Annotated in this window: 17 protein-coding genes and 1 pseudogene; 10 read left to right on the plus strand and 8 right to left on the minus strand. The window is 70.8% G+C overall.

The features are described 5' to 3' along the window. Positions 1-16 precede the first annotated feature (16 nt). Positions 17-1,219: a YibE/F family protein gene (locus tag ACSUPV_RS20725; protein WP_436948123.1), complete on the minus strand. Its 1,203-nt coding sequence runs from the start codon at positions 1,217-1,219 to the stop codon at positions 17-19. Positions 1,220-2,181: 962 nt separating this feature from the next. Between ACSUPV_RS20725 and thiC the strand changes: the two genes are divergently transcribed. Together thiC and ACSUPV_RS20735 are read left to right on the plus strand one after the other, a co-directional pair. Then, a complete protein-coding gene (thiC, locus tag ACSUPV_RS20730; RefSeq protein ID WP_436948125.1) occupies positions 2,182-3,966 on the plus strand; it encodes a phosphomethylpyrimidine synthase ThiC in 1,785 nt (594 codons plus the stop codon). Positions 3,967-4,041: 75 nt separating this feature from the next. Further along, on the plus strand, positions 4,042-5,145 hold the full coding sequence (locus tag ACSUPV_RS20735; RefSeq protein ID WP_037760074.1) for a hypothetical protein: 1,104 nt from the start codon (positions 4,042-4,044) through the stop codon (positions 5,143-5,145). 128 nt (positions 5,146-5,273) lie between these two features. Here the strand turns inward: ACSUPV_RS20735 and ACSUPV_RS20740 are convergent, their stop codons facing one another. The 3 genes from ACSUPV_RS20740 to ACSUPV_RS20750 form a co-directional block, all read right to left on the minus strand. Beyond that, on the minus strand, positions 5,274-6,140 hold the full coding sequence (locus ACSUPV_RS20740; protein WP_037760076.1) for a membrane protein: 867 nt from the start codon (positions 6,138-6,140) through the stop codon (positions 5,274-5,276). Positions 6,141-6,323: 183 nt separating this feature from the next. Beyond that, entirely contained in the window at positions 6,324-7,415 is a 1,092-nt protein-coding gene (locus ACSUPV_RS20745) for a metallophosphoesterase (protein WP_359788290.1), read from the minus strand. A gap of 293 nt (positions 7,416-7,708) precedes the next feature. Beyond that, positions 7,709-8,821, minus strand: coding sequence for a LacI family DNA-binding transcriptional regulator (locus ACSUPV_RS20750; RefSeq protein WP_078650726.1), 1,113 nt, complete (start codon positions 8,819-8,821; stop codon positions 7,709-7,711). 431 nt (positions 8,822-9,252) lie between these two features. On the opposite strand from ACSUPV_RS20750, the gene hisC reads away from it, so the two are divergent. The 5 genes from hisC to ACSUPV_RS20775 all read left to right on the plus strand — a co-directional run bounded on the left by hisC (position 9,253) and on the right by ACSUPV_RS20775 (position 17,853). Continuing rightward, entirely contained in the window at positions 9,253-10,332 is a 1,080-nt protein-coding gene (hisC, locus tag ACSUPV_RS20755; protein WP_359788286.1) for a histidinol-phosphate transaminase, read from the plus strand. A gap of 266 nt (positions 10,333-10,598) precedes the next feature. Next, positions 10,599-12,104 (plus strand): cytochrome ubiquinol oxidase subunit I, encoded by a 1,506-nt coding sequence (locus tag ACSUPV_RS20760; RefSeq protein WP_037760080.1) that lies wholly within the window; start codon positions 10,599-10,601, stop codon positions 12,102-12,104. A gap of 20 nt (positions 12,105-12,124) precedes the next feature. Next, positions 12,125-13,129 (plus strand): cytochrome d ubiquinol oxidase subunit II, encoded by a 1,005-nt coding sequence (cydB, locus tag ACSUPV_RS20765; RefSeq protein ID WP_031115230.1) that lies wholly within the window; start codon positions 12,125-12,127, stop codon positions 13,127-13,129. A gap of 12 nt (positions 13,130-13,141) precedes the next feature. Further along, positions 13,142-16,648: a thiol reductant ABC exporter subunit CydD gene (cydD, locus tag ACSUPV_RS20770; RefSeq protein ID WP_436948128.1), complete on the plus strand. Its 3,507-nt coding sequence runs from the start codon at positions 13,142-13,144 to the stop codon at positions 16,646-16,648. A 149-nt stretch (positions 16,649-16,797) separates the two neighbouring features. After that, positions 16,798-17,853, plus strand: a complete 1,056-nt coding sequence (locus ACSUPV_RS20775; protein WP_382614645.1) for a M23 family metallopeptidase — start codon at positions 16,798-16,800, stop codon at positions 17,851-17,853. A gap of 62 nt (positions 17,854-17,915) precedes the next feature. Here ACSUPV_RS20775 and ACSUPV_RS20780 read toward each other — a convergent pair whose 3' ends face one another. The 4 genes and pseudogenes from ACSUPV_RS20780 to ACSUPV_RS20795 form a co-directional block, all read right to left on the minus strand. Next, complete coding sequence (locus tag ACSUPV_RS20780) at positions 17,916-18,803, minus strand: HAD family hydrolase (RefSeq protein ID WP_031115234.1); 888 nt, start codon at positions 18,801-18,803, stop codon at positions 17,916-17,918. Between the two features lie 78 nt (positions 18,804-18,881). Then, positions 18,882-19,784, minus strand: a complete 903-nt coding sequence (locus ACSUPV_RS20785) for an LLM class flavin-dependent oxidoreductase (protein WP_031115235.1) — start codon at positions 19,782-19,784, stop codon at positions 18,882-18,884. A gap of 88 nt (positions 19,785-19,872) precedes the next feature. Beyond that, positions 19,873-20,420: pseudogene (locus ACSUPV_RS20790) on the minus strand (RNA 2'-phosphotransferase). Positions 20,421-20,559: 139 nt separating this feature from the next. Beyond that, positions 20,560-22,317, minus strand: a complete 1,758-nt coding sequence (locus ACSUPV_RS20795; RefSeq protein ID WP_436948131.1) for an SDR family oxidoreductase — start codon at positions 22,315-22,317, stop codon at positions 20,560-20,562. A 168-nt stretch (positions 22,318-22,485) separates the two neighbouring features. Here ACSUPV_RS20795 and ACSUPV_RS20800 point away from each other — a divergent pair, with 168 nt between their 5' ends. From ACSUPV_RS20800 to ACSUPV_RS20810, 3 genes are read left to right on the plus strand one after another with little or no spacing between them, the layout of a single operon-like run. Beyond that, entirely contained in the window at positions 22,486-23,454 is a 969-nt protein-coding gene (locus tag ACSUPV_RS20800) for an ABC transporter ATP-binding protein (protein WP_382614744.1), read from the plus strand. Next, the gene (locus ACSUPV_RS20805) at positions 23,444-24,361 is read left to right on the plus strand and encodes a membrane protein (RefSeq protein WP_037760095.1); all 918 of its coding nucleotides are present in this window, start codon (positions 23,444-23,446) and stop codon (positions 24,359-24,361) included. Before ACSUPV_RS20800 ends, ACSUPV_RS20805 begins: the two co-directional genes overlap by 11 nt. Next, positions 24,358-25,269, plus strand: coding sequence for an ABC transporter ATP-binding protein (locus ACSUPV_RS20810; protein WP_436948133.1), 912 nt, complete (start codon positions 24,358-24,360; stop codon positions 25,267-25,269). Before ACSUPV_RS20805 ends, ACSUPV_RS20810 begins: the two co-directional genes overlap by 4 nt. The last annotated feature ends 5 nt before the right edge of the window (positions 25,270-25,274 follow it).

Below are 25,274 nucleotides of genomic sequence, written 5' to 3' on the forward strand. Positions count from 1 at the left end.
GCTGGGCGCAGAGGCGTCAGCGCTTGCGGCGCCGGCCACCCTTCCCCCCGCGGGCCGGGACCGCTGAGGCCTCCGCGGCAGGCTCCGCTCCCGTGCGGTCGGCCGAGACGACGAGCGCGGCCAGGGCCGTGGTGACCGGCACCGAGGCGACCAGGCCGATCGAACCGATCAACGTCCGCACGATCTCCTCCGCGACCAGCTCGCTGTTGGCGACGGTCCCCACACTGCTCTGCGCGATGGAGAACAGCAGCAGCAGCGGCAGCGCGGCACCCGCATAGGCGAGGACCAGCGTGTTCACGACCGAGGCGATGTGGTCGCGGCCGATCCGGATGCCCGCGCGGTAGAGCCCGCGCCAGCCCATCGACGGGTTGGCCTCGTGCAGCTCCCAGACCGCCGACGTCTGCGTGACCGTCACGTCGTCGAGCACACCGAGCGAACCGATGATGACGCCGGCGAGCAGCAGACCGCTCATGTCGATCGTCGGGTAGAGGCCGTGGATCAGACCGGTGTTGTCGTCGGTGTTGCCGGTGAGCGCGGCCCAGTCGATGAACACCGAGCCGAGGACACCGATCAGCAGCAGCGAGATGAGGGTGCCGATCACCGCCACGGATGTTCGCGCGGACAGGCCATGGCACAGATACAGCGCGATGAGCATGATGGCGCTCGCGCCCACCACCGCCACGACCAGCGGGTTCGAGCCCTGCAGGATCGCCGGGAGGATGAAGAAGTTCAGCACCAGGAAGCTTATCGCCAGCGCGACCAGGGCCATGACGCCCCGCAGCCGCCCGACGACCACGACGGCGAGGGCGAAGATGCCGGCGAGCAGTGCCAGGGGCAGTCGGCGGTTGACGTCGGTGACCGAGTACTGCAGGTCCCGCGGAGCGGAGGGCTCGTAGGCGACCACGACCTTCTGGCCCTCGTGCAGTTGGCGGGACTGGTCCGGCTGGACGATCTCCGTGAAGGTACGGCCCTTGTCGTCGCCGCTGTCGACCCGGATCGTCGCCCGCTTGCAGGTGCCGTTCTCCTGCTGCACCGCGGAGGAGCCCTCGGCGGTGGAGGTGTCACCGGTCGGCGGGACGCCCGAGGCACCGGCCTCCTTGCAGCTCACCTCGACGACCTTGGTGACCGTGGCCTGCTGGGTCTGCCGGTCGAAGCCGACGCCGGTGCGCTCGTGCGGCGGGGCGCCGCCCGGCCACAGCACGACGAGGCCGACCAGCACGGCCGCGGCGAACGGGATCAGGACCGCCGCGATGACCTTGCGCAGATGCAGGGAGACGGGCGTGGCCGGGCCATGGCTGTGACTGTGCGAATGCCCGTGTCCGCCGCCCGGTCCGGAGCCGTGTCCGCCACCTGGGCCGGAGCTGGAGCCGTGTCCGCCACCTGGGCCGGAGCCGGAGCCGTGTCCGTGTCCGCCGTCCGGTCCGAAGCCGGAGCCGTGCCCGTGCCCGTCACCGCCGCCGGGGCCACCTCCGGAACCGGGGCCCTGCCCACCGGCGCGGCCAGGACCCTGCCCACCGGCCGGGCTGCCCTGTCCACCAGTGGGGCCACCCTGTCCACCCGCGGGACCGGGGCCTTGGCCACCGCCGTAGCCAGGCCCGTACGCACCGGTGGCGCCGAGGCCCTGCCCATCAGTGGAGCCGACGCCAGGGCCTCCGGGAGAACCCGGACCATGCCCACCGGCGGAGCCGACACCATGCCCTCCGCCAGAACCGGCACCATGCTCACCGCCGGTTTTGGTGCCGCTCCCGGCCCCGGGCCCGAAACTCGCACCGGTTCCATACCTGTGCCCCTGCCCCTGCCCCCGGGCAGGCGTATGCCCGGCCCCGGCGGTGAAATCATGGCCGTCTCCCGGGCCGTTACCGTTTCCGGCGCCGGATCCGCGGGGCGGCTCGGGCGGTGGATAAGGGGGACGCTGCGTCGTGGTCACCGACCGATCATCGCAAGAACGACGGGGGCCCTCTGTTCACCGCGCCAAGATTGCCGCTAGCGTGGAGGCACCTTTTGTACACGCGGGAGCTCGGAGCACCGGGCTGAGAGGGCGCTGACCTCCGTCCCAGCGATGTTTCACATGAAACATCGCCGGAGTCGAGTGATGTTTCACACGAAGCATCGCCGGACGGATACCGCTGCGTCGACCGCCGAACCTGTTACCGGGTAATGCCGGCGTAGGGAGTAGGTCTCATGACCAACAAGGACGCACGCACGCCTGCCTCCGTTCAGGACGGACAGTCCGAGGAGGCCGGGAAGTCCATCGGCTGGCACAAGGCGTACGTCGAGGGCACCCGCCCCGACCTGCGGGTGCCGGTCCGCCAGGTGCATCTCACCAACGGGCAGTCGGTCACGCTGTACGACACGTCGGGCCCGTACACCGATCCGCTCGTCGAGACCGACGTCCGCAGGGGCCTGCCGCCGCTGCGCGAGAACTGGATCATCGCCCGCGGCGACACCGAGGAGTACGCGGGCCGGCCCGTCCGCCCCGAGGACGACGGCATCAAGCACACCTCGCCACGCGGGGGCCTGCGCAACCTCGACGCCGTCTTCCCCGGTCGGCCGCGCCAGCCGCGCCGCAGCAGGGACGGCAAGGCGGTCACACAGCTCGCGTACGCCCGCCGGGGCGAGATCACACCCGAGATGGAGTACGTGGCCATCCGGGAGAACGTTGCGCCCGAGGTCGTGCGCGACGAGATCGCCGCGGGCCGGGCCGTGCTGCCGGCCAACGTCAACCACCCTGAGATCGAGCCGATGATCATCGGCAAGCGGTTCCTGGTGAAGGTCAACGCCAACATCGGCAACTCGGCCGTGACGTCCTCCATCGAGGAGGAGGTCGAGAAGATGACCTGGGCCACCCGCTGGGGCGCCGACACGGTCATGGACCTGTCCACCGGCCGCAACATCCACACCACGCGCGAGTGGGTGCTGCGCAACTCCCCCGTGCCCATCGGCACCGTGCCGCTCTACCAGGCCCTGGAGAAGGTCGACGGCCGCGCCGAGGAACTGACCTGGGAGATCTACAAGGACACGGTCATCGAACAGGCCGAGCAGGGCGTGGACTACATGACGGTCCACGCGGGCGTGCGCCTGGCGTACGTGCCGCTGACGGCGAACCGCAAGACCGGCATCGTCTCCCGCGGCGGCTCGATCATGGCCGCCTGGTGCCTCGCGCACCACAAGGAGTCGTTCCTCTACGAGAACTTCGAGGAACTCTGCGAGATCCTCGCCGCCTACGACGTCACATACTCCCTCGGGGACGGCCTGCGGCCCGGCTCGATCGCGGACGCCAACGACGAGGCGCAGTTCGCGGAGTTGAGGACGCTCGGGGAACTCAACCGGATCGCCAAGCGTTTCAACGTACAGACCATGATCGAAGGCCCGGGGCACGTCCCGATGCACAAGATCAAGGAGAACATCGACCTTCAGCAGGATATCTGCGATGAAGCTCCGTTCTATACGCTCGGCCCGCTGACCACGGACGTCGCGCCGGCGTACGACCACATCACCTCCGGCATCGGCGCCGCGATGATCGCCTGGTGGGGCACGGCCATGCTCTGCTACGTCACGCCCAAGGAGCACCTGGGCCTGCCGAACCGCGACGACGTCAAGACCGGCGTCATCACCTACAAGATCGCCGCGCACGCCGCCGACCTCGCCAAGGGGCACCCGGGCGCGCAGGAGTGGGACGACGCGCTGTCCGACGCCCGCTTCGAGTTCCGGTGGGAGGACCAGTTCAACCTGGCCCTCGACCCGGACACGGCGAGGGAGTTCCACGACGAGACCCTGCCGGCGGAGCCCGCCAAGACGGCTCACTTCTGCTCGATGTGTGGTCCGAAGTTCTGCAGCATGAAGATCTCGCAGGACATCCGCCGTGAACACGGCGGCAGCCGGGCCGAGATCGAGGAGGGCATGGCCCAGAAGTCGAAGGAGTTCGCGGCGAGCGGGAACAGGGTGTACCTGCCGATCGCGGACTGAGCCGGCGTCCGCCGGCCGCGTAACGGAAACAGCACGGCGTACTGTGCCCGGCCCAAGATCCCTAAGGTCTCTGGCATGGATGGGATCGATGTGGTCAACGGCGTCGTGGGCGCTGTACTCGGCATGTTGTTCGCCGTGCTGTTCCAGCAGCCGTTGCAGGACGCGTGGTACCGCCTGCGGAGACGCTCGACGAGCGCGATCCGCAGCGTGGGCCGGCGGGACGAGTCGGCGCCCGCCTGGCGGGCGTTCTCCCTCGGCCCGCTCCACACGTCCGCTCTCATCGTCGAGGGCGACGGAGAGTTGCCGATATCGCCCGAAACCGTCCATGTGCATGTACTGGACGAGGAGGTGACCCTGCCCGAGGACATGACCGGCTGGCGGGACGAGATCGCCGAGGAGAGCGAGCGCCTGCAAGCCGAGGGACGCACCCCCCTGTGGAACGGCCCCCGGTACGCGGTCGAATCCCTCGACATCTCCCGTACGGCCCTGGAGGAACGCCCCGAAGTCCACCTGCGGCTGCGGCCGACCGACTACTACACCTTCCTCGCCGCACAGCAACTGGATCGCCGGCTCCCGGACGGTACGACGCCCAGGTCGCGCTATCTGGACCCGGACGAGCCGCTCAAGGCCCCGGCGTTCCTGCAGTGCAGCCTCGGGGTCAACATCGCGGTCGTCACCGCGGACGACATGCTCGTGGTGACCCAACGCAGCGACCGGGTCCGGATGGCACCTGGCGTCTGGAACTCCTCCGTCAACGAAGGTCTGTCACGCCACATCGACTCATCAGGGAGGAACGCACCTGACCTGCATGCCGTGGCGCGCCGCGGCATGCGGGAGGAACTGTCCCTGGAGGCCAACGAGTACACGCTCGACCTGCTGGCCTTCGTGCTGGACGTGGAGAGGAGGGGGTGGAGTGCGCACTTCTACGCCAGGTTGCGGGAGCTCAAGAGCACGGATCTGCAAGCCCGGATGAGCAGGGGTGTCGCCGACCGCTGGGAGCACCAGACCATCGACTTCGTCCCCTTCCGGCCGACGACGGTGGTCAGGTACCTGCTGCGCGACGACCGCATCCACCGGTGGGCGTCGACGGCACCGGCGCTGTACCACCTCGCGCTGGTGCACGCCTTCAGCCGCCGCACGGTCGAACGGGTCGAGGCACAGATCCTCCGCCGACTGTGAAACCACCGATGTGAACCCACCGACCGCACAGATCCGGTGCCACAGGGCCGGAAGTCCGGCTTGCGCTCCCTGTGTTGCTCCCCGCGGGGGAGCGCAAGCCGACGGGCGCTGCGCAAGGGCGCCGACGGCTACTCCGGCTGGTGTTCCGGTCCTCCGAAGTCCGGGCTGGTGTAGTCCGGGCTGGTGAAGCTCGGCCGCGAGCCGCGGCTGCCGTCGTCCGGGCTGGTGAAACCCGGGCGGTCGTAGCCGAGGTGCGGCATGCGGCTGACCGGCGTGGACGGGGACGTGTGGTGCAGCGCGGCGGCCGCACCCGGGTCGGTGAGGGCCTCCCGCAGGAAGGGCAGGATGCCCCGCTCCAGCAGGGCCTCACGCCAGTCCTCCCTGGCCCGGTCCACCTCCCGTTGCAGTTCGCCGTACGGACCGCTCTCGGCCGTCGGCTTGTTGCGCAGGGCGGTGAGCAGGAGTCCCACGGCGGCGACGAGGATCGCGACCGCGGTGACGGCGCCGAAGACCCAGCCCGTGGTGAGCAGGGTCTGGGCGAACGCCTGCCCGGGGTCGAGCATCCGCAGGATGTAGCCGACGAGCAGGAAGATCGCCGCCGCGGTGCCGGCCAGGACAGGGGCGAGGACGGCGACGACGGCGACGGCGCCCGCGCCTGCGGTCTCGGCGACCTCGCCCATCGTTGCGGCGAGCCCCGTCGCGCCCGTGCCCGGCTCGGAGGAGCCGGACTCGCGGACGGACGGCGAGGCGGAGGGAGCCGGGTGGCGCAGGTCCTCGCGGACCTTGACGTAGTGCTGGTATTCGGTCGACGCGGCCGCCGTGATGAGCGCGGTGGCGTTGAGTGCCATGGTGCGCAGCTGTTCGGGGTTGAGCCGCTGACCGACAGCGGCCAGTTCCGGACGGTGTGGTGCGGAGCGCAGCGCCTCATCGAGGATCCGCTCGTATTCCTGGCGGTCCTCGCTCAGCAGGTGCTGCGGAACGCTGTTCATGTGCATCCCCCGATGCTCCGTAGGGCTTGGGGCTCGGCATGCTGACGAGCCGTCGGGCAGAAACGGAGGGGAGCCTGCTACGGATAAGCCGATGGTAGAGCGGTGGAGGTGGGCGGTGACAGGGGGTTTACCGAAATTGACCCCTCACCGGTCCGGTCCTGTGACGGGGAACGCCTGCCCGGTGAGCGTTCACGTACCCAGCGGCAGTTGCTGGACCAGCAGCTTTCCGGCCATGGTCACGCCGCCGTCCATCGCGATGGCGAGACCGTCGGCGTAGACGTGCGGTCCCTCGATGACGGGGTCGCCGCTGTCCTCGTCGTCCTCGGAGCCGACGTCGCCCACCAGATAGGGAATCGGGCTGTGGCCGTGAACGATGCGGGTGCCCCCGTACGTATCGAGCAGGGAGCGCACGGCGTCCGCGCCGCCCTCGTCGCGGAAGGAGAACCGCTTGGTGAACTTGCGGAACAGGTCCCAGACCTCGTCCGCGTCGTTGCGCGTGAGCGTCTCGCGGACGGTGTCGTTGACCTCTTCGATGGAGCGGCCGTAGTCGAGGTAGGCGGTGGTGTCGGAGTGCACGAGCAGGTGACCGTCGACCTCCTCGACGGCGTCCAGGCGGGACATCCACTGCAGGTGGTGGTCCTGGAGGCGGTCCATGTCGGTCTTCTGGCCGCCGTTGAGCAGCCAGGCCGCCTGGAAGGTGGCGGTGCCGGCGCCGGAGTTGACGGGGGTGTCGCCGAACCGCTTGGCGCCGAGCAGCAGCAGCTCGTGGTTGCCCATCAGCGCCTTGCAGTAGCCGCCGGCCGCGGCGGCTTCGGCGGAGAGCCGCATCACCAGGTCGATGACGCCGATGCCGTCCGGGCCGCGGTCGGTGAAGTCGCCGAGGAACCACAGCCGGGCGGTGCCCGCGCACCAGTTGCCCGCAGCGTCGAGCAGGCCCTTCTCCTGCAGGGCGGACACCAGTTCGTCGAGGTAGCCGTGCACGTCGCCCACGACGTACAGGGGGCCCTGCCCGGTGGAGGTCTGCGGGGCGGCGGCGGTCTCGGGGTCGACGGTCACCTGGACAGTGTCGCCCCGGTTGACGACGGGAAGGTCGCGCTGGGTCGGCGTGTAGCCCTCGGGGTAGGTCTCCTCGGGCGGCGGGGCGACCTCGCCGGGGTGGACGCTGTGGACGTACGGACCGGTCTCGTGGACGTACGCGGGCACCCGGAAGTCGCGCAACGTCGCCGTCCGCTCCACCTCGGGTCCCTGACCGGCCCCCTGAGTCATCGACCCCTCCACCATCGCGCCGCATCTGCACCGCATCGGACTGCCTGGTCGTAGCGGCCCGCCGGTGTCGTGGGCCCATCATAGGAATGCGGATCGCGCCATGTGATGACCCAGGGGTGGTGAATCGGAGCAAGACTCCAGTTCACCGCGGCTTTCGCCCCGATTGAGCCGGGCTTTGACCACCGTGTGACCGTCCTCGCTTTCCTTCTCTTCGCGAGAACGATCCCTTCTCTCCGGGGGACCGGCCCCGTTTCTCCCCAGGAGAGCAACCTTCCCCTGACCGGGCAGCGGGCGTGCCCGGGCCGGATCTATGCCCCTTCGGGGGACCGCGGCGGGCTGACCGTCGTGCGCGGCGGGCGTCGCTGCGAGGACGTGCGCACGATCAGCTCCGTCGGTATCACCTGCTCGACCGGATGGTCGGATTCCACTCCCTCGATGGCGTCGATGAGGAGCTGCACCACCGCCGTGCCGATGCGGCGCGGCTTCAGGGAGAGCGTGGTGATCGGCGGCTCGGTGTTGGCGTACACGGTGGACTCGCTGCAGCAGACCAGCAGCAGGTCGTCGGGGACGCGCAGCCCGTAGCGGCGGGCGGCGGCGAGCAGGTCGGTGCCGTTCGGGTCGAACAGGCCGTAGACCGCGTCGGGCCGGTCGGGCCGGGCGAGGAGGCGGTCGGCGGCGACGGCGCCCGCGCACGGATCGTGCGCCGGGTACGCCTCGTACACCGGGTCCTGGCCGACCCGCTCGCACCAGCGCAGGTAGGCGGTGGTCGACAGGTGGGTGTACGTGTCCGTGGTCGTGCCCGTCAGCAGGCCGATGCGGCGGGCGCCGGCGTCGGCCAGGTGGTCGAGGATGCCGAGGACGGCGGCCTCGTGGTCGTTGTCGACCCAGGCCGTGACCGGCAGCGAGCCGGCCGGGCGGCCGTCGGAGACGACCGGGAGGCCCTGCCGGACGAGCTCGCTGACGACCGGGTCCTGGTCGGAGGGGTCGATGACGACCGTGCCGTCCAGGGCGACGTTCGACCACACGTCGTGGCGGGAGGTCGCGGGCAGGATGACGAGGGCGTAGCCGCGGGCGAGCGCGGCGGAGGTGGCGGCGCGCGCCATCTCGGCGAAGTACGCGAACTCGGTGAAGGTAAAAGGTTCATCACCGTACGTCGTCACGGTGAGGCCGATGAGGCCCGACTTGCCGGTACGGAGGGTCCGGGCGGCGGCCGAGGGCCGGTAGCCCAGCCGGTCGGCGACCTCGCGGACGTGGCGTCGGGTGGCGTCCGGGAGCCTGCCCTTGCCGTTGAGGGCATCGGAGACGGTCGTGATGGAGACTCCGGCGGCGGCGGCCACGTCTCTGATACCCGCCCGACCCGGCCGACTGCCTCGACGTGAGGTTTCCGCGCGGCTCACCTGGTGCTTCCCTGCTGCTGTCATGGCGAGCCGATAGTAGGGCTCATGCGGCGGGGTAGTGCGGACGCATATGCGCGCGTTGACAGGCACGTTTCTGCATGATCATTTAGCCTCAATTGCCGTGGAAAACAAGGGCGTTGAGCGCTCCCATGGCAGTACGTGGTGTGGCGGCCCGCACGGGCCTGCCGAGGGGTCGAGGTTGCGAAGAGGTCTCAACTCACCTGCACGGGGGATGCGCGCCACGGCGTGCACCACCGGCGCGTAGATATATGTGTGGCGCGCCCCTGGATTCGTACGCCTTCGTACGGCGATGCCCGTGATGTTGTCGGGGTGCAGGAGGTCGGTGGGCGTCGCTCTGCCGTGGCTATACGCAGCGGCGCGGAATCCTCATAAGGTGAGGAGTATTGGATGTCGGCGGCGGTCATGGGCCGCCGGTCTTCGCGAGGAGGACTGCGGTGAGCGAGACGAGCCCCAAGCTGCGCGCCGAGCTGGAGGGTATCCCCACCTACAAGCCGGGCAAGCCGGCCGCGGCCGGTGGGCCGGTGGCCTACAAGCTGTCCTCCAACGAGAACCCCTACCCGCCGCTTCCGGGTGTGATGGAGACCGTGACGGCGGCGGCGTGCAACTTCAACCGCTACCCGGACATGGCCTGCACGGCGCTGATGAACGAGCTGTCCGAGCGGTTCGGCGTTCCGCTGTCCCACCTGGCCACCGGCACCGGGTCGGTCGGTGTCGCCCAGCAGCTCATCCAGGCCACCGCCGGTCCCGGGGACGAGGTGATCTACGCCTGGCGGTCCTTCGAGGCGTACCCGATCATCACGCAGATCAGCGGAGCCACGTCGGTGCAGGTGCCGCTGACCTCCGGGGACGTGCACGATCTCGACGCGATGGCGGAGGCGATCACCGACCGGACCCGGCTGATCTTCGTCTGCAACCCCAACAACCCGACCGGCACGGTCGTGCGTCGGGCGGAGCTGGAGCGGTTCCTCGACCGGGTGCCGGGTGATGTGCTGGTGGTGCTCGACGAGGCCTACCGGGAGTTCATCCGCGACCCCGAGGTGCCGGACGGTGTCGAGCTCTACCGCGACCGGCCCAATGTCTGCGTCCTGCGGACCTTCTCCAAGGCGTACGGCCTGGCCGGCCTGCGGGTCGGGTTCGCCATCGCCCATGAGCCGGTGGCGGCGGCGTTGCGCAAGACGGCGGTGCCATTCGGTGTGAGCCAGCTCGCGCAGGAGGCGGCGATCGCCTCGCTGCGGGCCGAGGACGAGCTGTTCGGCCGGGTCGGCTCGCTGGTGTGCGAGCGCACGCGTGTGGTCGACGGACTGCGGGCCCAGGGCTGGACGGTGCCCGAGACGCAGGCCAACTTCGTGTGGCTGCGGCTCGGGGAGCGCACGGTCGCGTTCGCGGAGGCGTGTGAGCAGGCGGGCGTGATGATCCGGCCGTTCCCGGGTGAGGGTGTGCGGGTGACGGTCGGGGAGGCCGAGGGGAACGACATCTTCCTCAAGGTGGCGGAAGGGTTCCGCAAGGAGCTCTAGCAGCTGGGCGGGGAGTCGTGGTGGAGCCGGTCGGCGCTGGGCGCCGGCCGGCTCCGCGTGTGCGGGGAACGTCGCCGGACGCGGCGGTCGGCTGTCGGTGGGCGTCTGGTTCCGGGCGCCTGTTTCACGTGAAACGGACACTCTCTCCGCCGAAGTGCCGGGGTTGACGAGCGTCACATGGGGCCCCCTCCATCCGTCGAAAGTGCGTGCTGCATAATGGCTTGTGAATGTGAACGCTTTCACAAGCGTATGTAAGGAGCGGCGACGTGGACCTGGCTTTGGCGCCGGAGACCCTGGCGCGATGGCAGTTCGGCATCACCACCGTCTATCACTTTCTGTTCGTCCCCCTGACGATCTCGCTGGCCGCGCTCACCGCCGGGCTGCAGACCGCCTGGGTGCGGACGGAGAAGGAGAAGTACCTCCGGGCGACGAAGTTCTGGGGCAAGCTCTTCCTGATCAACATCGCGATGGGCGTGGTCACCGGCATCGTGCAGGAGTTCCAGTTCGGCATGAACTGGTCCGACTACTCGCGCTTCGTCGGGGACGTCTTCGGTGCGCCGCTCGCCTTCGAGGCCCTGATCGCCTTCTTCTTCGAGTCCACCTTCATCGGTTTGTGGATCTTCGGCTGGGACAAGCTGCCCAAGAAGATCCACCTGGCCTGCATCTGGATGGTGTCGATCGGCACGCTGCTGTCGGCGTACTTCATCCTCGCCGCGAACTCGTGGATGCAGCACCCGGTCGGCTACCGGATCAACGGTGAGAAGGGCCGGGCCGAGCTCACCGACTTCTGGCTGGTGCTGACCCAGAACACCACGCTCAACCAGGTCTTCCACAGCTTCTCCGCGGCCTTCCTGACCGGCGGCGCCTTCATGGTGGGGATCGCCGCCTTCCACCTGCTGCGCAAGAAGCACATCCCGGTGATGCGCACCTCCCTCCGGCTCGGCCTGGTCACCGTCGCCGTCGGCGGCCTGCTCACCGCGGTCAGCGGGGACACCCTGGGCAAGGTCATGTACGAGCAGCAGCCGATGAAGATGGCCGCTGCCGAGGCGCTGTGGGACGGCGAGAAGCCGGCGCCCTTCTCGGTGTTCGCCTACGGGGACGTCGACAAGGGGCACAACAAGGTCGCCCTGGAGATCCCCGGTCTGCTCTCCTTCCTGGCCCACAGCGACTTCGAGTCGTACGTGCCGGGCATCAACGACACCAACAAGGCGCTGCAGGAGAAGTTCGGCCCCGGTGACTACAAGCCCATCGTCCCCGTCGCCTACTGGGGCTTCCGCTGGATGATCGGCTTCGGCATGGCGTCGTTCTCGATCGGCCTGCTGGGGCTGTGGCTCACCCGGAAGAAGTTCCTGCTGCCGGCCGCCTGGCGGACCGGGGAGGACGAAGTGCCGCATCTGGTGCTGTTCCGGAAGCCGCTCCGGCCGCGACTCACCCGCCTGTACTGGCTGGTGGCGGTCTGGACGATGGCCTTCCCGCTGATCGCCAACTCCTGGGGCTGGATCTTCACCGAGATGGGCCGCCAGCCGTGGGTCGTCTACGGCCTGTTCCAGACCCGGGACGCGGTCTCCCCCGGTGTCTCCCAGGCCGAGGTCCTCACCTCGATGATCGTCTTCACCACGCTGTACGCGATCCTCGCCGTCGTCGAGGTCAAGCTGCTGGTCAAGTACGTCAAGGCGGGCCCGCCGGAGCTCACCGAGGCCGACCTCAACCCGCCCACGAAGATCGGCGGCGACTCCCGTGACGCCGACAAGCCGATGGCCTTCTCGTACTAGGCCGAGGGAGCTGCACAGTCATGGAACTGCACGACGTCTGGTTCGTCCTGATCGCCGTCCTGTGGACCGGCTACTTCTTCCTGGAGGGCTTCGACTTCGGAGTCGGTGTGCTCACGAGGCTGCTCGCCCGGAACCGGCCCGAGAAGCGGGTGCTGATCAACACCATCGGGCCCGTCTGGGACGGCAACGAGGTGTGGCTGCTCTCTGCGGGTGGCGCGACCTTCGCCGCCTTCCCCGAGTGGTACGCCACGCTCTTCTCCGGCTTCTACCTCCCTCTCCTGGTCATCCTGGTCTGCCTCATCGTCCGGGGCGTGGCCTTCGAGTACCGGGCCAAGCGGCCCGAGGAGAGCTGGCAGCGCAACTGGGAGACGGCGATCTTCTGGACCTCGCTGATCCCCGCGTTCCTGTGGGGTGTGGCCTTCGGCAACATCGTGCGGGGCGTGAAGATCGACCAGGACTTCAACTACGCCGGCGGCGTCCTGGACCTGCTCAACCCGTACGCGCTGCTGGGCGGTCTGGTGACGCTGGCGCTGTTCACCTTCCACGGGACGGTGTTCGTCGGGCTCAAGACCGTCGGGGAGATCCGGGAGCGGGCGCGGAAGCTGGCGCTGCGCGTCGGTCTGGTGACCGCCCTGCTGGCCCTCGCCTTCCTGGGGTGGACGCAGTCCGACCGGGGTGACGGGGTGTCGCTCGTCGCGGCGGTCGCGGCCGTGGCCTCGCTCGCCTTGGCGCTGGTCGCGGCTCGGGCGGGACGTGAGGGCTGGGCGTTCAGCCTCTCGGGGCTCACCATCGTGGCCACGGTGGCGATGCTCTTCCTGACGCTGTTCCCGAACGTCATGCCGTCGACGCTGAACTCCGACTGGAGCCTGACCGTCACCAACGCCTCGTCCAGCCCGTACACGCTGAAGATCATGACGTGGTGCGCGGCGGTCGCCACACCGGTCGTGATGGTCTACCAGGGCTGGACGTACTGGGTGTTCCGCAAGCGGATCGGTACGCAGCACATCGCCGATCCCGTGCACTGAGGTGTGTTTCACGTGAAACCAATCGATCCGCGTCTGCTCCGGTACGCCCGTGCCACCCGGGGCTTCCTGGTGGCGGTCGTCGCCCTGGGAGCCGTCGGAGCGGGGCTGGTCATCGCGCAGGCGATGCTCATCGCCGAGATCGTGGTCGGCGCGTTCCAGCACCGCATGGCGGTGTCCGGACTCGTCACTCCCCTGCTGCTGTTGGTCGTCGTCGCGGTCGGGCGGGCACTGGTCGGCTGGCTCACCGAGCTCGCCGCGCACCGGGCGAGTGCGGCGGTGAAGTCGGAGTTGCGGGGGCGGTTGCTGGAGCGGTCCGCTCAGCTGGGCCCGGGGTGGCTGAGCGGGCAGCGGACCGGTTCGCTGGTCGCCCTGGCCACCCGGGGCGTCGATGCCCTCGACGACTACTTCTCCCGGTATCTGCCGCAGCTGGGTCTGGCGGTGGTGGTGCCGGTGGCGGTGCTGGCGCGGATCGTCACCGAGGACTGGGTCTCCGCGGCCATCATCGTGGGCACCCTGCCGCTGATCCCGGTCTTCATGGTGCTGATCGGCTGGGCCACCCAGTCCCGGATGGACCGTCAGTGGCGGCTGCTGTCGCGGCTGTCCGGGCACTTCCTGGACGTCGTCGCGGGGCTGCCGACGCTGAAGGTGTTCGGGCGCGCCAAGGCCCAGGCCGAGTCGATCCGGCGGATCACCGGCGAGTACCGGCGGGCGACCATGCGGACGCTGCGGATCGCGTTCATCTCCTCGTTCGCGCTGGAGCTGCTCGCGACGATCTCGGTGGCGCTGGTCGCCGTGACGATCGGCATGCGGCTGGTGCACGGCGAGATGGACCTGTACATCGGCCTGGTCATCCTCATCCTGGCGCCCGAGGCGTATCTGCCGTTGCGGCAGGTCGGGGCGCAGTACCACGCGGCGGCGGAGGGGCTCGCCGCGGCCGAGGAGATCTTCGCCGTCCTCGAGACGTCCGTTCCGGCGCCCGGTTCCAAGGCCGTGCCGGAGGGGGCGCTGGCCTTCGAGGGCGTGACCGTCCGGTATCCGGGGCGGTCGGCGGACGCCGTCTCGGAGGTGTCCTTCACCGTCGAGCCCGGGGAGACGGTCGCGCTGGTCGGCCCGAGCGGGGCGGGCAAGTCGACGCTGCTGCACGTGCTGCTCGGGTTCGTGCCTCCGGCCGAGGGGCGGGTGAGGGTCGGGGGAGTCGACCTCGCCGAGGCCGACCTGGAGCAGTGGCGGTCCCGGGTCGCGTGGGTGCCGCAGCGGCCGCATCTGTTCGCCGGGACGATCGCCGAGAACGTACGGCTGGCCCGGCCCGACGCCGACGACGAGGCCGTCCGGCGGGCGCTGCGGGACGCCGGGGCGCTGGAGTTCGTGGACGCGCTGCCCGAGGGTGTCGGCACCCGGCTCGGCGAGGACGGGACCGGGCTGTCCGCCGGTCAGCGGCAGCGGCTCGCGCTGGCCCGGGCGTTCCTCGCGGACCGGCCGGTGCTGCTGCTCGACGAGCCCACGGCCGCGCTGGACGGGGCCACGGAGGCCGAGGTCGTGGCAGCGGTGCGGCGGCTGGCGGCCGGGCGGACGGTGCTGCTCGTGGTGCACCGGCCGGCGCTGCTGGGGGTGGCGGACCGGGTGGTGCGGCTGGCGGAGCCCGAGGCCACCGCGGCGCCCTCTGCGCCGGCCGCGCTCCATGGAGCGCGTTCCGCCGAGGCCGAGCTGCCCGTGCCGGCCATGTCGGCGGTGCCGGTCGTGCCGGCCGTGTCTGTCGACGAGCCCGCTTCCGGTGGTGTCCTCGCACGCGTCCGCGCCATGTCCGGTGCCCGGGGCGGGCGGCTGGGACTCGCGCTGCTGCTGGGGAGTCTCGCGCTCGGAAGCGCCGTGGGGCTCATGGCCACCTCCGGGTGGCTGATCTCGCGGGCCTCGCAGCAGCCGCCCGTGCTGTACCTGATGGTGGCCGTGACGGCGACGCGGGCGTTCGGGATCGGGCGGGCCGTGTTCCGGTACGCCGAGCGGCTGGTCTCGCACGACGCCGTCCTGCGGATGCTGGCGGACACCAGGGTCGCGGTGTTCCGCAGGCTGGAGCGGCTGGCGCCCGCCGGGTTGCGTGAGGCCCGCCGGGGCGATCTGCTCTCCCGGCTGGTCGCGGACGTGGACGCGCTGCAGGACTACTGGCTGCGGTGGCTGCTGCCGGCCGGGGCGGCCGTCGTCGTGTCGGCCGCGTCTGTCGGCTTCACGGCGTGGCTGCTGCCCGAGGCCGGGGCGGTGCTTGCGGCCGGGCTGCTGGCCGCCGGTGCGGGCGTGCCGCTGATCACCGGTGCCGTCGCCCGGCGGGCCGAGCACCGACTGGCGCCCGCCCGAGGGGTGCTGGCGACCCGGGTGACCGATCTGCTCACCGGCACGGCGGAGCTGACCGTCGCCGGTGCCCTGCCGGAGCGGACCGCCGAGGCGCGCGAGGCCGACGGGGCGCTCACCCGGATCGCCTCGCGCGCCGCCACCGCCACGGCCCTCGGCGACGGGCTCACCGCGCTGGTCTCCGGCCTCACGGTCACGGCCGCCGCCCTGCTCGGCGCGCAGGCGGTCGCGGCCGGAAGGCTGGACGGCGTGACCATGGCCGTCGTCGTCCTCACCCCGCTGGCCGCCTTCGAGGCCGTGCTCGGGCTGCCGCTGGCCGTGCAGTACCGGCAGCGGGTGCGCCGCAGCGCCGAGCGGGTGTACGAGGTGCTGGACGCCCCGGAGCCCGTGAGGGAGCCGGAGCGGCCCCGGCAGTCGCCCGCCTCGCCCTTCCCGCTCCAGGTCAGGGGGCTGACCGCGCGGCACGTGGGGCAGGAGCGGCACGCGCTCGCCGGCCTCGATCTGACCCTGGAGGAGGGCCGCCGGGTCGCCGTGGTGGGACCCTCCGGCTCCGGCAAGACCACGCTGGCGCAGGTGCTGCTGCGGTTCCTCGACGCGGAGGCGGGTTCCTACACGCTCGCGGGCGTGGACGCGTACGCCCTGCTCGGCGACGACGTCCGCGGGCTCGTCGGGCTGTGTGCGCAGGACGCGCACCTCTTCGACAGCTCACTGCGGGAGAACCTGCTGCTCGCCCGGAAGGACGCCACCGAGGACGAACTGCGTGGCGCGCTGGGCCGGGCCCGGCTGCTGGAGTGGGCCGACAGCCTGCCCGACGGGCTCGACACGCTCGTCGGCGAGCACGGGGCCCGGCTGTCCGGAGGGCAGCGGCAGCGGCTGGCACTGGCCCGGGCCCTGCTCGCCGACTTCCCCGTCCTGGTGCTGGACGAGCCCGCCGAGCACCTGGACCTGCCGACCGCCGACGCGCTCACCGCCGACCTGCTGGCAGCCACGGAGGGCCGTACGACGCTGCTGATCACGCACCGGCTGGCGGGCCTGGAGGCAGTGGACGAGGTGCTCGTGCTGGAGCACGGACGGGTCGTGCAGCGCGGTCCGTACGCGGAGCTGGTGTCCGCGGACGGGCCGCTGCGGGACATGGCGGAGCGCGAGGCGGCGGCGGAGTCTCTCGTGGGAGCGCCCTGACACGTACGGGACCTGCCGGGCCGACCGCCCCGGCCCCGGACAGGTCCCGGCCGGGGCAGGCGTCGCGCTGATCCGTTCGGGGCAGCCCGTCCCCCGGCCGTACGACATGAACAGGGCCGGGACCGCCGGGCTGGGCGACGATCACTGACATGCGCTCACATCGCCGCCTGAAGCTGCTGGTTCCGGTCCTGCTGTGCACGCTGGCGGTCCTCGGGGCCCGGCCCACGGCGGTGGAGAAGGAACCCGGGAGCGGCAGCGGCACGAGCGGCCTCAGCGCCGAGGTGGTGCGGCTGTACGAAGAGGCCGCGGTGGCGACCCAGCAGTACGAGGCCGGCCGCAAGGAGGCCGACGAGCAACGGGCCAGAGCACAGCGGGCGGAGGAGCTCCTGGACGCCCAGCGGCGGCACATCGCCGACCTGCACGAGGACCTGGGGCGGATCGCCCGCGCCCAGTACCGCACCAGCGGTGGCCTGCCGGTGGCCGCGCGGATGATCCTGGCCGACAGCCCCGACGACCTGATGCGCGGTCAGCACGCCTTCTCGCAGGCGGATCTCGCCCTGAACAACGCGATCTCCAAGAACCGCCGGGCCGAGGCACGCCTGGCGGCGGACGAGGCCAAGGCGGCGGCCCAGTGGCAGGCGCTGGAGACGCGGAACACCCAACTCGCCGCTCTGAAGTCGGACATCGAGCAGAAGCTCGAAGCGGCACGCTCCCGGCTCCAGGGGCAGGCGGACGCCGCGGTCGCCGCCGGGGCCTGTCACGGGGCCGTCCGGCTGGACCAGCCGGATACCGGGTTCACCAGTGACTGGGTCGCGCCTGTGGAGACGTACGAGTTGTCCGCGTCCTACGGCAGCGGCGGTGCGCGGTGGTCGAGCCGGCACACCGGGCAGGACTTCGCGGTGCCGATCGGCACGCCGGTGCAGGCCGTGGGCGCCGGCCGGGTGGTGCGGGTGTCCTGCGGTGGTGCCTTCGGCATGGAGATCGTGCTCCAGCACGCGGGCGGCTACTACACGCAGTACGCCCATCTCGCGTCCGTCGCCGTCGACCAGGGCGAGCACGTCAGCCCCGGCCAGTGGATCGGCCAGTCCGGCAGTACGGGCAACTCCACCGGACCGCACCTGCACTTCGAGACCCGGGTCACGCCGGAGATGGGCTCGGCGGTGAACCCGGTGGCGTGGCTGGCGGCGCGCGGGGTGTCGCTCTGATCCGAGACGGACGGGTGGACCGGGCCTAGGGGGTGTCCGCAAAGTCCCGCCTGCCCGCGACGCTAGGGCAGCTCGGTCAGCAACCGCTCGATCACGACCGCCACACCGTCGTCGTTGTTCGCGACCGTCCGCCCGGAGGCGGCGGCGATCACGTCCGGGTGGGCGTTGCCCATCGCGTACGACCGGCCCGCCCAGGTCAGCATCTCCACGTCGTTCGGCATGTCGCCGAAGGCGACGACCTCCTCGTGCGTGATGCCGCGCTCGGCGCAGCACAGGGCGAGCGTGCTGGCCTTGGACACTCCGGGGCCGCTGATCTCCAGCAGGGCGCTGGGGCTGGAGCGGGTCACGTTGGCGCGGTCGCCGATGGCGAGCCTGGCCAGGGTGAGGAAGGCGTCGGGGTCGATCTCGGGGTGATAGGCGAGGATCTTCAGCACCGGCTCCGCGGCCGCCGGGTGATCCGGAGAGAGCAGTTCCTCGGCGGGGTCCAGGCTGTCGGGTATCTCCATGTGCAGCTTCGGATACGCCGGCTCCTGGTAGAAGCCGTACGTCTGCTCCACCGCGTACACCGTGCCGGGCGCCGCCTCGCGGAGCAGTCGTACGGCGTCCAGCGCGTTCTCCCGCGCCAGCTCCCGCACCTTCACGAACCGGTGGGCGCCGGGGCCGCCGTGCAGGTCGACCACGGCGGCGCCGTTGCCGCAGATCGCCAGGCCGTGGCCGTGCACATGGTCGCTGACGACGTCCATCCACCGGGCCGGGCGGCCGGTGACGAAGAAGACCTCGATGCCCGCCTCCTCGGCGGCGGCCAGTGCGGCGACCGTGCGCGGGGACACCGACTTGTCGTCGCGCAGCAGGGTGCCGTCGAGGTCGGTGGCGATGAGCCGCGGCGGGAGGGTCTGCGGGGCGGTCTCGGGCTGTCGGGTCGCTGAGGTCACCCGGCCATTGTCCCGCATATGCCTGCACGGGCGTGCGGGACTCCGCACAGGTGAGTGGATACCGTCCTCACCAGGGCTCCCTCGGGTCGTGCGCCGTCAGCGCAGCTGCGCCGGTGCCTCCATCGCGATCTGCTCGAAGACCTTCTCGTCCGCCGCGAAGTCCGAGTCGGGGATCGGCCAATGGATCACCAGCTCCGTGAAGCCCAGTTCCGCGTGCCGGCCGGCGAAGTCGACGAAGGCGTCCAGGGACCGCAGCGGGCCGCCGCGCTCCGGGGTGAATCCGGTGAGCAGGACCTTGTCGAGGTCGGTCATGTCCCGGCCGATCTCGGCGCAGATGTCGGCCAGCTTCTCCGCCTGTCCGCGAATGGCCTGAATCGACTGTTCAGGAGTGCCGTTCTCGTACAGCTTGGGGTCGCCGGTGGTCACCCACGCCTGCCCGTACCGGGCGGCGAGCCGCATCCCGCGCGGCCCGGTCGCGGCCACCGCGAACGGCAGCCGGGGGCGCTGCACACAGCCGGGAATGTTCCGCGCCTCATGCGCCGAGTAGAAGTCGCCCTCGTACGACACCGCGTTCTCGCTGAGCAGTCGGTCGAGCAGCGGCACGAACTCGCCGAAGCGGTCGGCGCGCTCCCGCGGCGTCCACGGCTCCTGGCCGAGCGCGGTGGCGTCGAAGCCCGAGCCGCCCGCGCCGATACCCAGCGTGACGCGCCCGCCGGAGATGTCGTCCAGGGAGATCAGCTCCTTGGCGAGGGTCACCGGATGCCGGAAGTTCGGCGAGGTCACCAGGGTGCCCAGCCGCAGCCGCTCGGTGATGGTCGCGGCGGCGGTGAGGGTGGGCACAGCACCGAACCAGGGGCCGTCCCGGAAACTGCGCCAGGACAGGTGGTCGTAGGTGTACGCGGTGTGGAAGCCGAGCTGCTCGGCGCGCGTCCAGGCCGCACGGCCGCCTTCGTGCCAGCGGCGGTACGGGAGGATCACGGTGCTCAGACGCAGACTCATGACACCGAGCCTAAGGGACCCCTGCGGAACGCCCCTGTTTCACGTGAAACAGTCACCCTCGGTCACGGAGGGCGGGGCGGACGGTAAGTCAGTGAGGATCGGGAAAGCGCAGGTACCCCGGAGGTACGGCCCGGGTCAGCCAGACCCCGTTCGCGCTGACGTGGAAGACGTGGCCGTCGCGGTGCATGGCCGCCGCGTCCACCACCAGCACCACCGGTCGGCCGCGCCGGGCACCCACGCGGGTCGCCGTCTCGCGGTCGGACGAGAGATGGACGGCATGCCGGTTCATCGGCCGGAGGCCCTCGGCCCGGATCGCGTCCAGGGTGCGGGCGACGGTGCCGTGGTAGAGGCGCGCGGGAGGCGTCGCCGGCGGCAGCCCGAGGTCGACCTCCACGCTGTGGCCCTGGCTGGCGCGGATCCGCGTGCCCTCGACGGCGAAGCGCCGCTTGTCGTTGGTGGCGACGACATGGTCCAGTTCGGCACGGGTGAAACGGAAGCCGTGCGAGGCGGCCGGGCGATCAGCGCGTCGATCTCGACCCAGCCGCCCCCGTCGAGTGCCAGCCCGATCCGTTCCGGCTGGTGGCGAAGGTGCTTGGAAAGGTACTTCGATACCTTCACGGTGCGTCGCTCGTCCATGCCACCAGGGTGCGGGAGAGACGTGAATCACGCGATCGAGTTTCGATCCGCAGGTTTGATCCACAGCCAAGTGGTGTTATCCACAGGGGAATTGGCGATTCTGTGGACAACTGGCCTTCGTTTCCGCTGCCTTGGGCCGTCAGACCGGCGGCTTCACCCGTGCGATGCGCCGCAGGATCCCTGGCGCGAACCGCGACAGCACCCGTGCGCCGCGAGCCTCCGGTGTCACCGGAACCACCGCCTCGTTGCGTGCCACCGCTCGCAGGATCGCCGCGGCCACCTTCTCCGGCGGATAGTTGCGCAGCCCGTAGATGCGGGCGGTACGCCGCTGGAGCCGCTTCTCCTCGTCGGCGTCGACCCCGGCGAAGTGCGCCGTGGAGGTGATGGCGGTGTTGACGAAGCCGGGACAGACCGCCGTCACACCGATCCCCTGCCCGGCGAGCTCCGCCCGCAGGCACTCGCTGAGCATCAGCACGGCCGCCTTGGAGGTGCTGTACGCGGGCAGCGCCCGGGACGGCTGGTACGCAGCCGCCGACGCCACGTTGACGATGTGGCCCCCCTGCCTCCGCTCGGCCATCCGCCCGCCGAAGAGCCGGCAGCCGTGGATCACCCCCCACAGGTTGATGTCGAGGACCTTCTTCCAGTCCTCCGGGGTGGTGTCGAAGAAGGAGCCGGACAGTCCGATCCCCGCGTTGTTCACGAGGACGTCCACCACGCCGTACTCGGCGCCGACCTTCGCGGCGAGCCGCTCCATGGCCTGTTCGTCGGAGACGTCGGCCGTCTCCGCCCAGGCCGCGGGCGCGCCTGCCCTGAGGGAGGACTCGGCGGTGCGGGCCGCCGCCTCCGCGTCCCGGTCGACGGCGACCACCCGCGCGCCGGCCTCGGCGAAGGCGAGCGCCGTCGCCCGCCCGATGCCGCTGCCCGCGCCGGTGACCAGCACGAGCTGCCCGCCGAACCGCTCGGCGTGCCTGCCGCTCGCCGCCACGCGGGGCCGGTCGTCCTCGACGGACGTGACGAACTCCGTGATCCAGGCGGCCAGCTGGTCGGGACGCGTACGGGGAATCCAGTGCCCCGCCTGGACGGTCCTCCGGGTCAGCTGCGGAACCCACTGCTCCAGGTCGTCGTGGATCCGCTCCGACAGGAACCGGTCGCCCAGGGGCGTGACGAGCTGCACGGGCGCGTGGGCGTACGCGTCCGCGCGGGGGTCGCGCAGCCGGGGCCGTACGTTGTCGCGGTACAGCCAGGCACCGTGGGCCGCGTCCGACGCCAGGGACGAGGTCGGATAGTCGCCGCGGGGCACCTTCTCGACGCGCTCCAGGACCCGGGGCCAGCCTGCGCCGAGCGGGCCGCGCCAGGCCAGCTCGGGCAGCACGGGCGCGTGCAGCAGATAGACGTACCAGGACCTGGCGCCCTGCCCGAGGAGCTGGCCGATCCGGCGCGGGGTGGGGCGCTTCACGCGCCGGTCGAGCCAGTGGCCGAAGTGGTCGAGGGACGGCCCGGACACCGACGTGAAGGAGGCGACGCGGCCCTCGGTGCGCTTGACGGTGGTGAACTCCCAGCCCTGCACCGAGCCCCAGTCGTGCCCCACCAGGTGCACGGGCCGGTCCGGACTCACCGCGTCCGCGACGGCCAGGAAGTCGTCCGTCAGCTTCTCCAGCGTGAACCCGCCCCGCAGCGGTCGCGGCGCCGTCGAGCGGCCGTGGCCGCGGACGTCGTACGTCACCACGTGGAACCGCTCGGCGAGTCGCGCGGCGACCTCCGACCAGACCTCCTTGCTGTCGGGATAGCCGTGCACCAGGACGACCGTCGGCCGGCCCGGATCGCCCAGCTCGGCCACGCACAGCTCGACTTCGCCGGTCCGCACCCTGCGCTCCCGCGCACCCGTGAGCAACGTCATCCGGCGAATCTGGCAGTTGTTAGAGAGTTCGTCAATAGCGGCTTCCCGGTCGTGGTAACCCTGGAGAACCAGGCCCCCTAAGGGCCCGTACTACTCGAGGTTGACCCGAAGACAGACCTGCGGAGTGACGACCGCCACGCGCCCGGGCCCTACCTTCGAGGGGTGACTGTGATCGCGACCGAAAGCCTGAGCAAGCGGTTCCCCCGGGTGACCGCGCTTGACCGGCTCTCCGTGGACGTCGGGCCCGGTGTGACCGGACTCGTCGGAGCCAACGGGGCCGGCAAGTCCACACTGATCAAGATCCTGCTGGGTCTGTCCCCCGCCACGGAGGGCCGCGCCGAAGTGCTCGGCCTCGACGTCGCCACCAAGGGCGCCGCCATCCGCGAGCGGGTCGGCTACATGCCCGAGCACGACTGCCTGCCGCCGGACGTCTCGGCCACCGAGTTCGTCGTCCACATGGCGCGCATGTCCGGCCTGCCGCCCACGGCCGCCCGCGAGCGCACGGCCGACACCCTGCGCCACGTCGGCCTCTACGAGGAGCGCTACCGCCCCATCGGCGGCTACTCGACCGGCATGAAGCAGCGCGTGAAACTCGCGCAGGCCCTCGTCCACGACCCGCAGCTGGTCTTCCTCGACGAGCCGACCAACGGCCTCGACCCGGTCGGCCGCGACGAGATGCTCGGCCTGATCCGCCGCATCCACACCGACTTCGGCATCTCGGTCCTGGTCACCTCCCACCTCCTGGGCGAACTGGAGCGCACCTGCGACCACGTCGTCGTCATCGACGGCGGCAAGCTCCTGCGCTCCAGCTCCACCACGGACTTCACGCAGATCACCACGACCCTCGCCATCGAGGTCACCGACAACGACGAGCACCCCGACGGCACCCGCGCGGTGCGCGAGGCGCTGCAGGCGCGCGGGGTGAGCGTCGAGGACGGCAGCGGCCTGCCGGGCGCCGGCCACGTCCTGCTGCTCACCGCGCAGGGCGAGGAGACGCACGACCTGGTCCGGGACGTGATCGCCGACCTCGGCCTCGGCCTGGTGCGCATGGAGCAGCGCCGGCACCACATCTCCGAGGTCTTCACGGCCAGTGACCAGCACGAGCAGCGGAAGGAGGCGGTCGGCCATGGCGGTTGAGCACTCCACGGGGACATCCGCCCCGGCACCGGGTGACCAGACCCGCATCCACAACATCGGCTACCGCAGCTACGACGGCCCCCGTCTCGGCCGCGCCTACGCCCGCCGCTCCCTGTACTCGCAGTCCCTGCGCGGCGCCTACGGCCTCGGCCGCTCGGTGAAGTCCAAGGTCCTGCCGATGCTGCTGTTCGTGGTGATGTGCGTGCCCGCGGCCATCATGGTCGCCGTCGCGGTCACCACCAAGGCCAAGGAACTGCCCCTGGACTACACGCGCTACGCGATCGTCATGCAGGCGGTCATCAGCCTGTACGTCGCCTCGCAGGCACCCCAGTCCGTCTCGCGCGACCTGCGCTTCAAGACGGTGCCCCTCTACTTCTCGCGGCCCATCGAGACCGCCGACTACGTCCGCGCCAAGTTCGCGGCGCTGGCCTCGGCGCTGTTCATCCTCACGGCCGCTCCCCTGCTCGTGCTCTACGTCGGCGCCCTGCTGGCCAAGCTCGACTTCGCCGACCAGACCAAGGGATTCGCACAGGGACTCGTCTCCGTGGCACTGCTCTCACTGCTCTTCGCCGGCATCGGCCTGGTCATCGCCTCCTTCACCCCGCGCCGCGGCTTCGGCATCGCGGCCGTGATCGCCGTGCTGACCATCACCTACGGCGCCGTCTCCACCCTCCAGGCCATCGCCGACGTGCAGGGCAGCGCCGACGCCGTGCCGTGGATCGGGCTGTTCTCGCCGATCACGCTCGTCGACGGTGTGCAGTCGGCCTTCCTCGGCGCGACCTCCGCCTTCCCCGGCGGGGTGGGCCCGAGCAACGCCGAAGGCGTCGTCTTCGTCCTCGTCGCCCTCGGCCTGATCGCGGCGAGCTACGGCCTCCTGATGCGCCGCTACAAGAAGGTGGGACTGTGACCACGCTCTCCATCGACCACGTCTCCCGCTGGTTCGGCAACGTGGTCGCCGTCAACGACATCACCATGACCATCGGCCCCGGCGTCACGGGCCTGCTCGGCCCCAACGGCGCCGGAAAGTCCACCCTCATCAACATGATGGGCGGTTTCCTGGCCCCCTCCACCGGCACGGTCACCCTCGACGGGCAGCCGGTCTGGCGCAACGAGGAGATCTACCAGCACATCGGCGTCGTCCCCGAGCGGGAGGCGATGTACGACTTCCTCACCGGCAAGGAGTTCGTTCTCGCCAACGCCGAGCTGCACGGCCTGGGCGCCAAGGCAGCCCAGAAGGCGCTCGCCACGGTCGAGATGGAGTACGCGCAGGACCGCAAGATCCAGACGTACTCCAAGGGCATGCGCCAGCGCGTGAAGATGGCCTCCGCCCTCGTGCACGACCCCTCCCTGCTCCTGCTGGACGAGCCCTTCAACGGCATGGACCCCCGTCAGCGCATGCAGCTGATGGACCTGCTGCGCCGCATGGGCGACGAGGGCCGCACGGTGCTGTTCTCGTCCCACATCCTCGAAGAGGTCGAACAACTCGCCTGGCACATCGAGGTCGTCGTCGCCGGGCGGCACGCGGCCAGCGGCGACTTCCGCAAGATCCGCCGCCTGATGACCGACCGGCCGCACCGCTACCTGGTGCGCTCCAGCGACGACCGCGCCCTCGCGGCCGCGCTGATCGCCGACCCGTCGACGTCCGGCATCGAGGTCGACCTCGCCGAGGGCGCGCTGCGCATCCAGGCCGTCGACTTCGGCCGCTTCACGGCCCTGCTGCCGAAGGTCGCCAGGGACCACGGCATCCGGCTGCTCACGGTCTCGCCGTCCGACGAGTCCCTCGAGTCCGTGTTCTCGTACCTGGTCGCGGCGTAGGAGGC

Source organism: Streptomyces sp. SudanB52_2052 (assembly GCF_964272415.1).
Lineage (GTDB): Bacteria > Actinomycetota > Actinomycetes > Streptomycetales > Streptomycetaceae > Streptomyces > Streptomyces olindensis.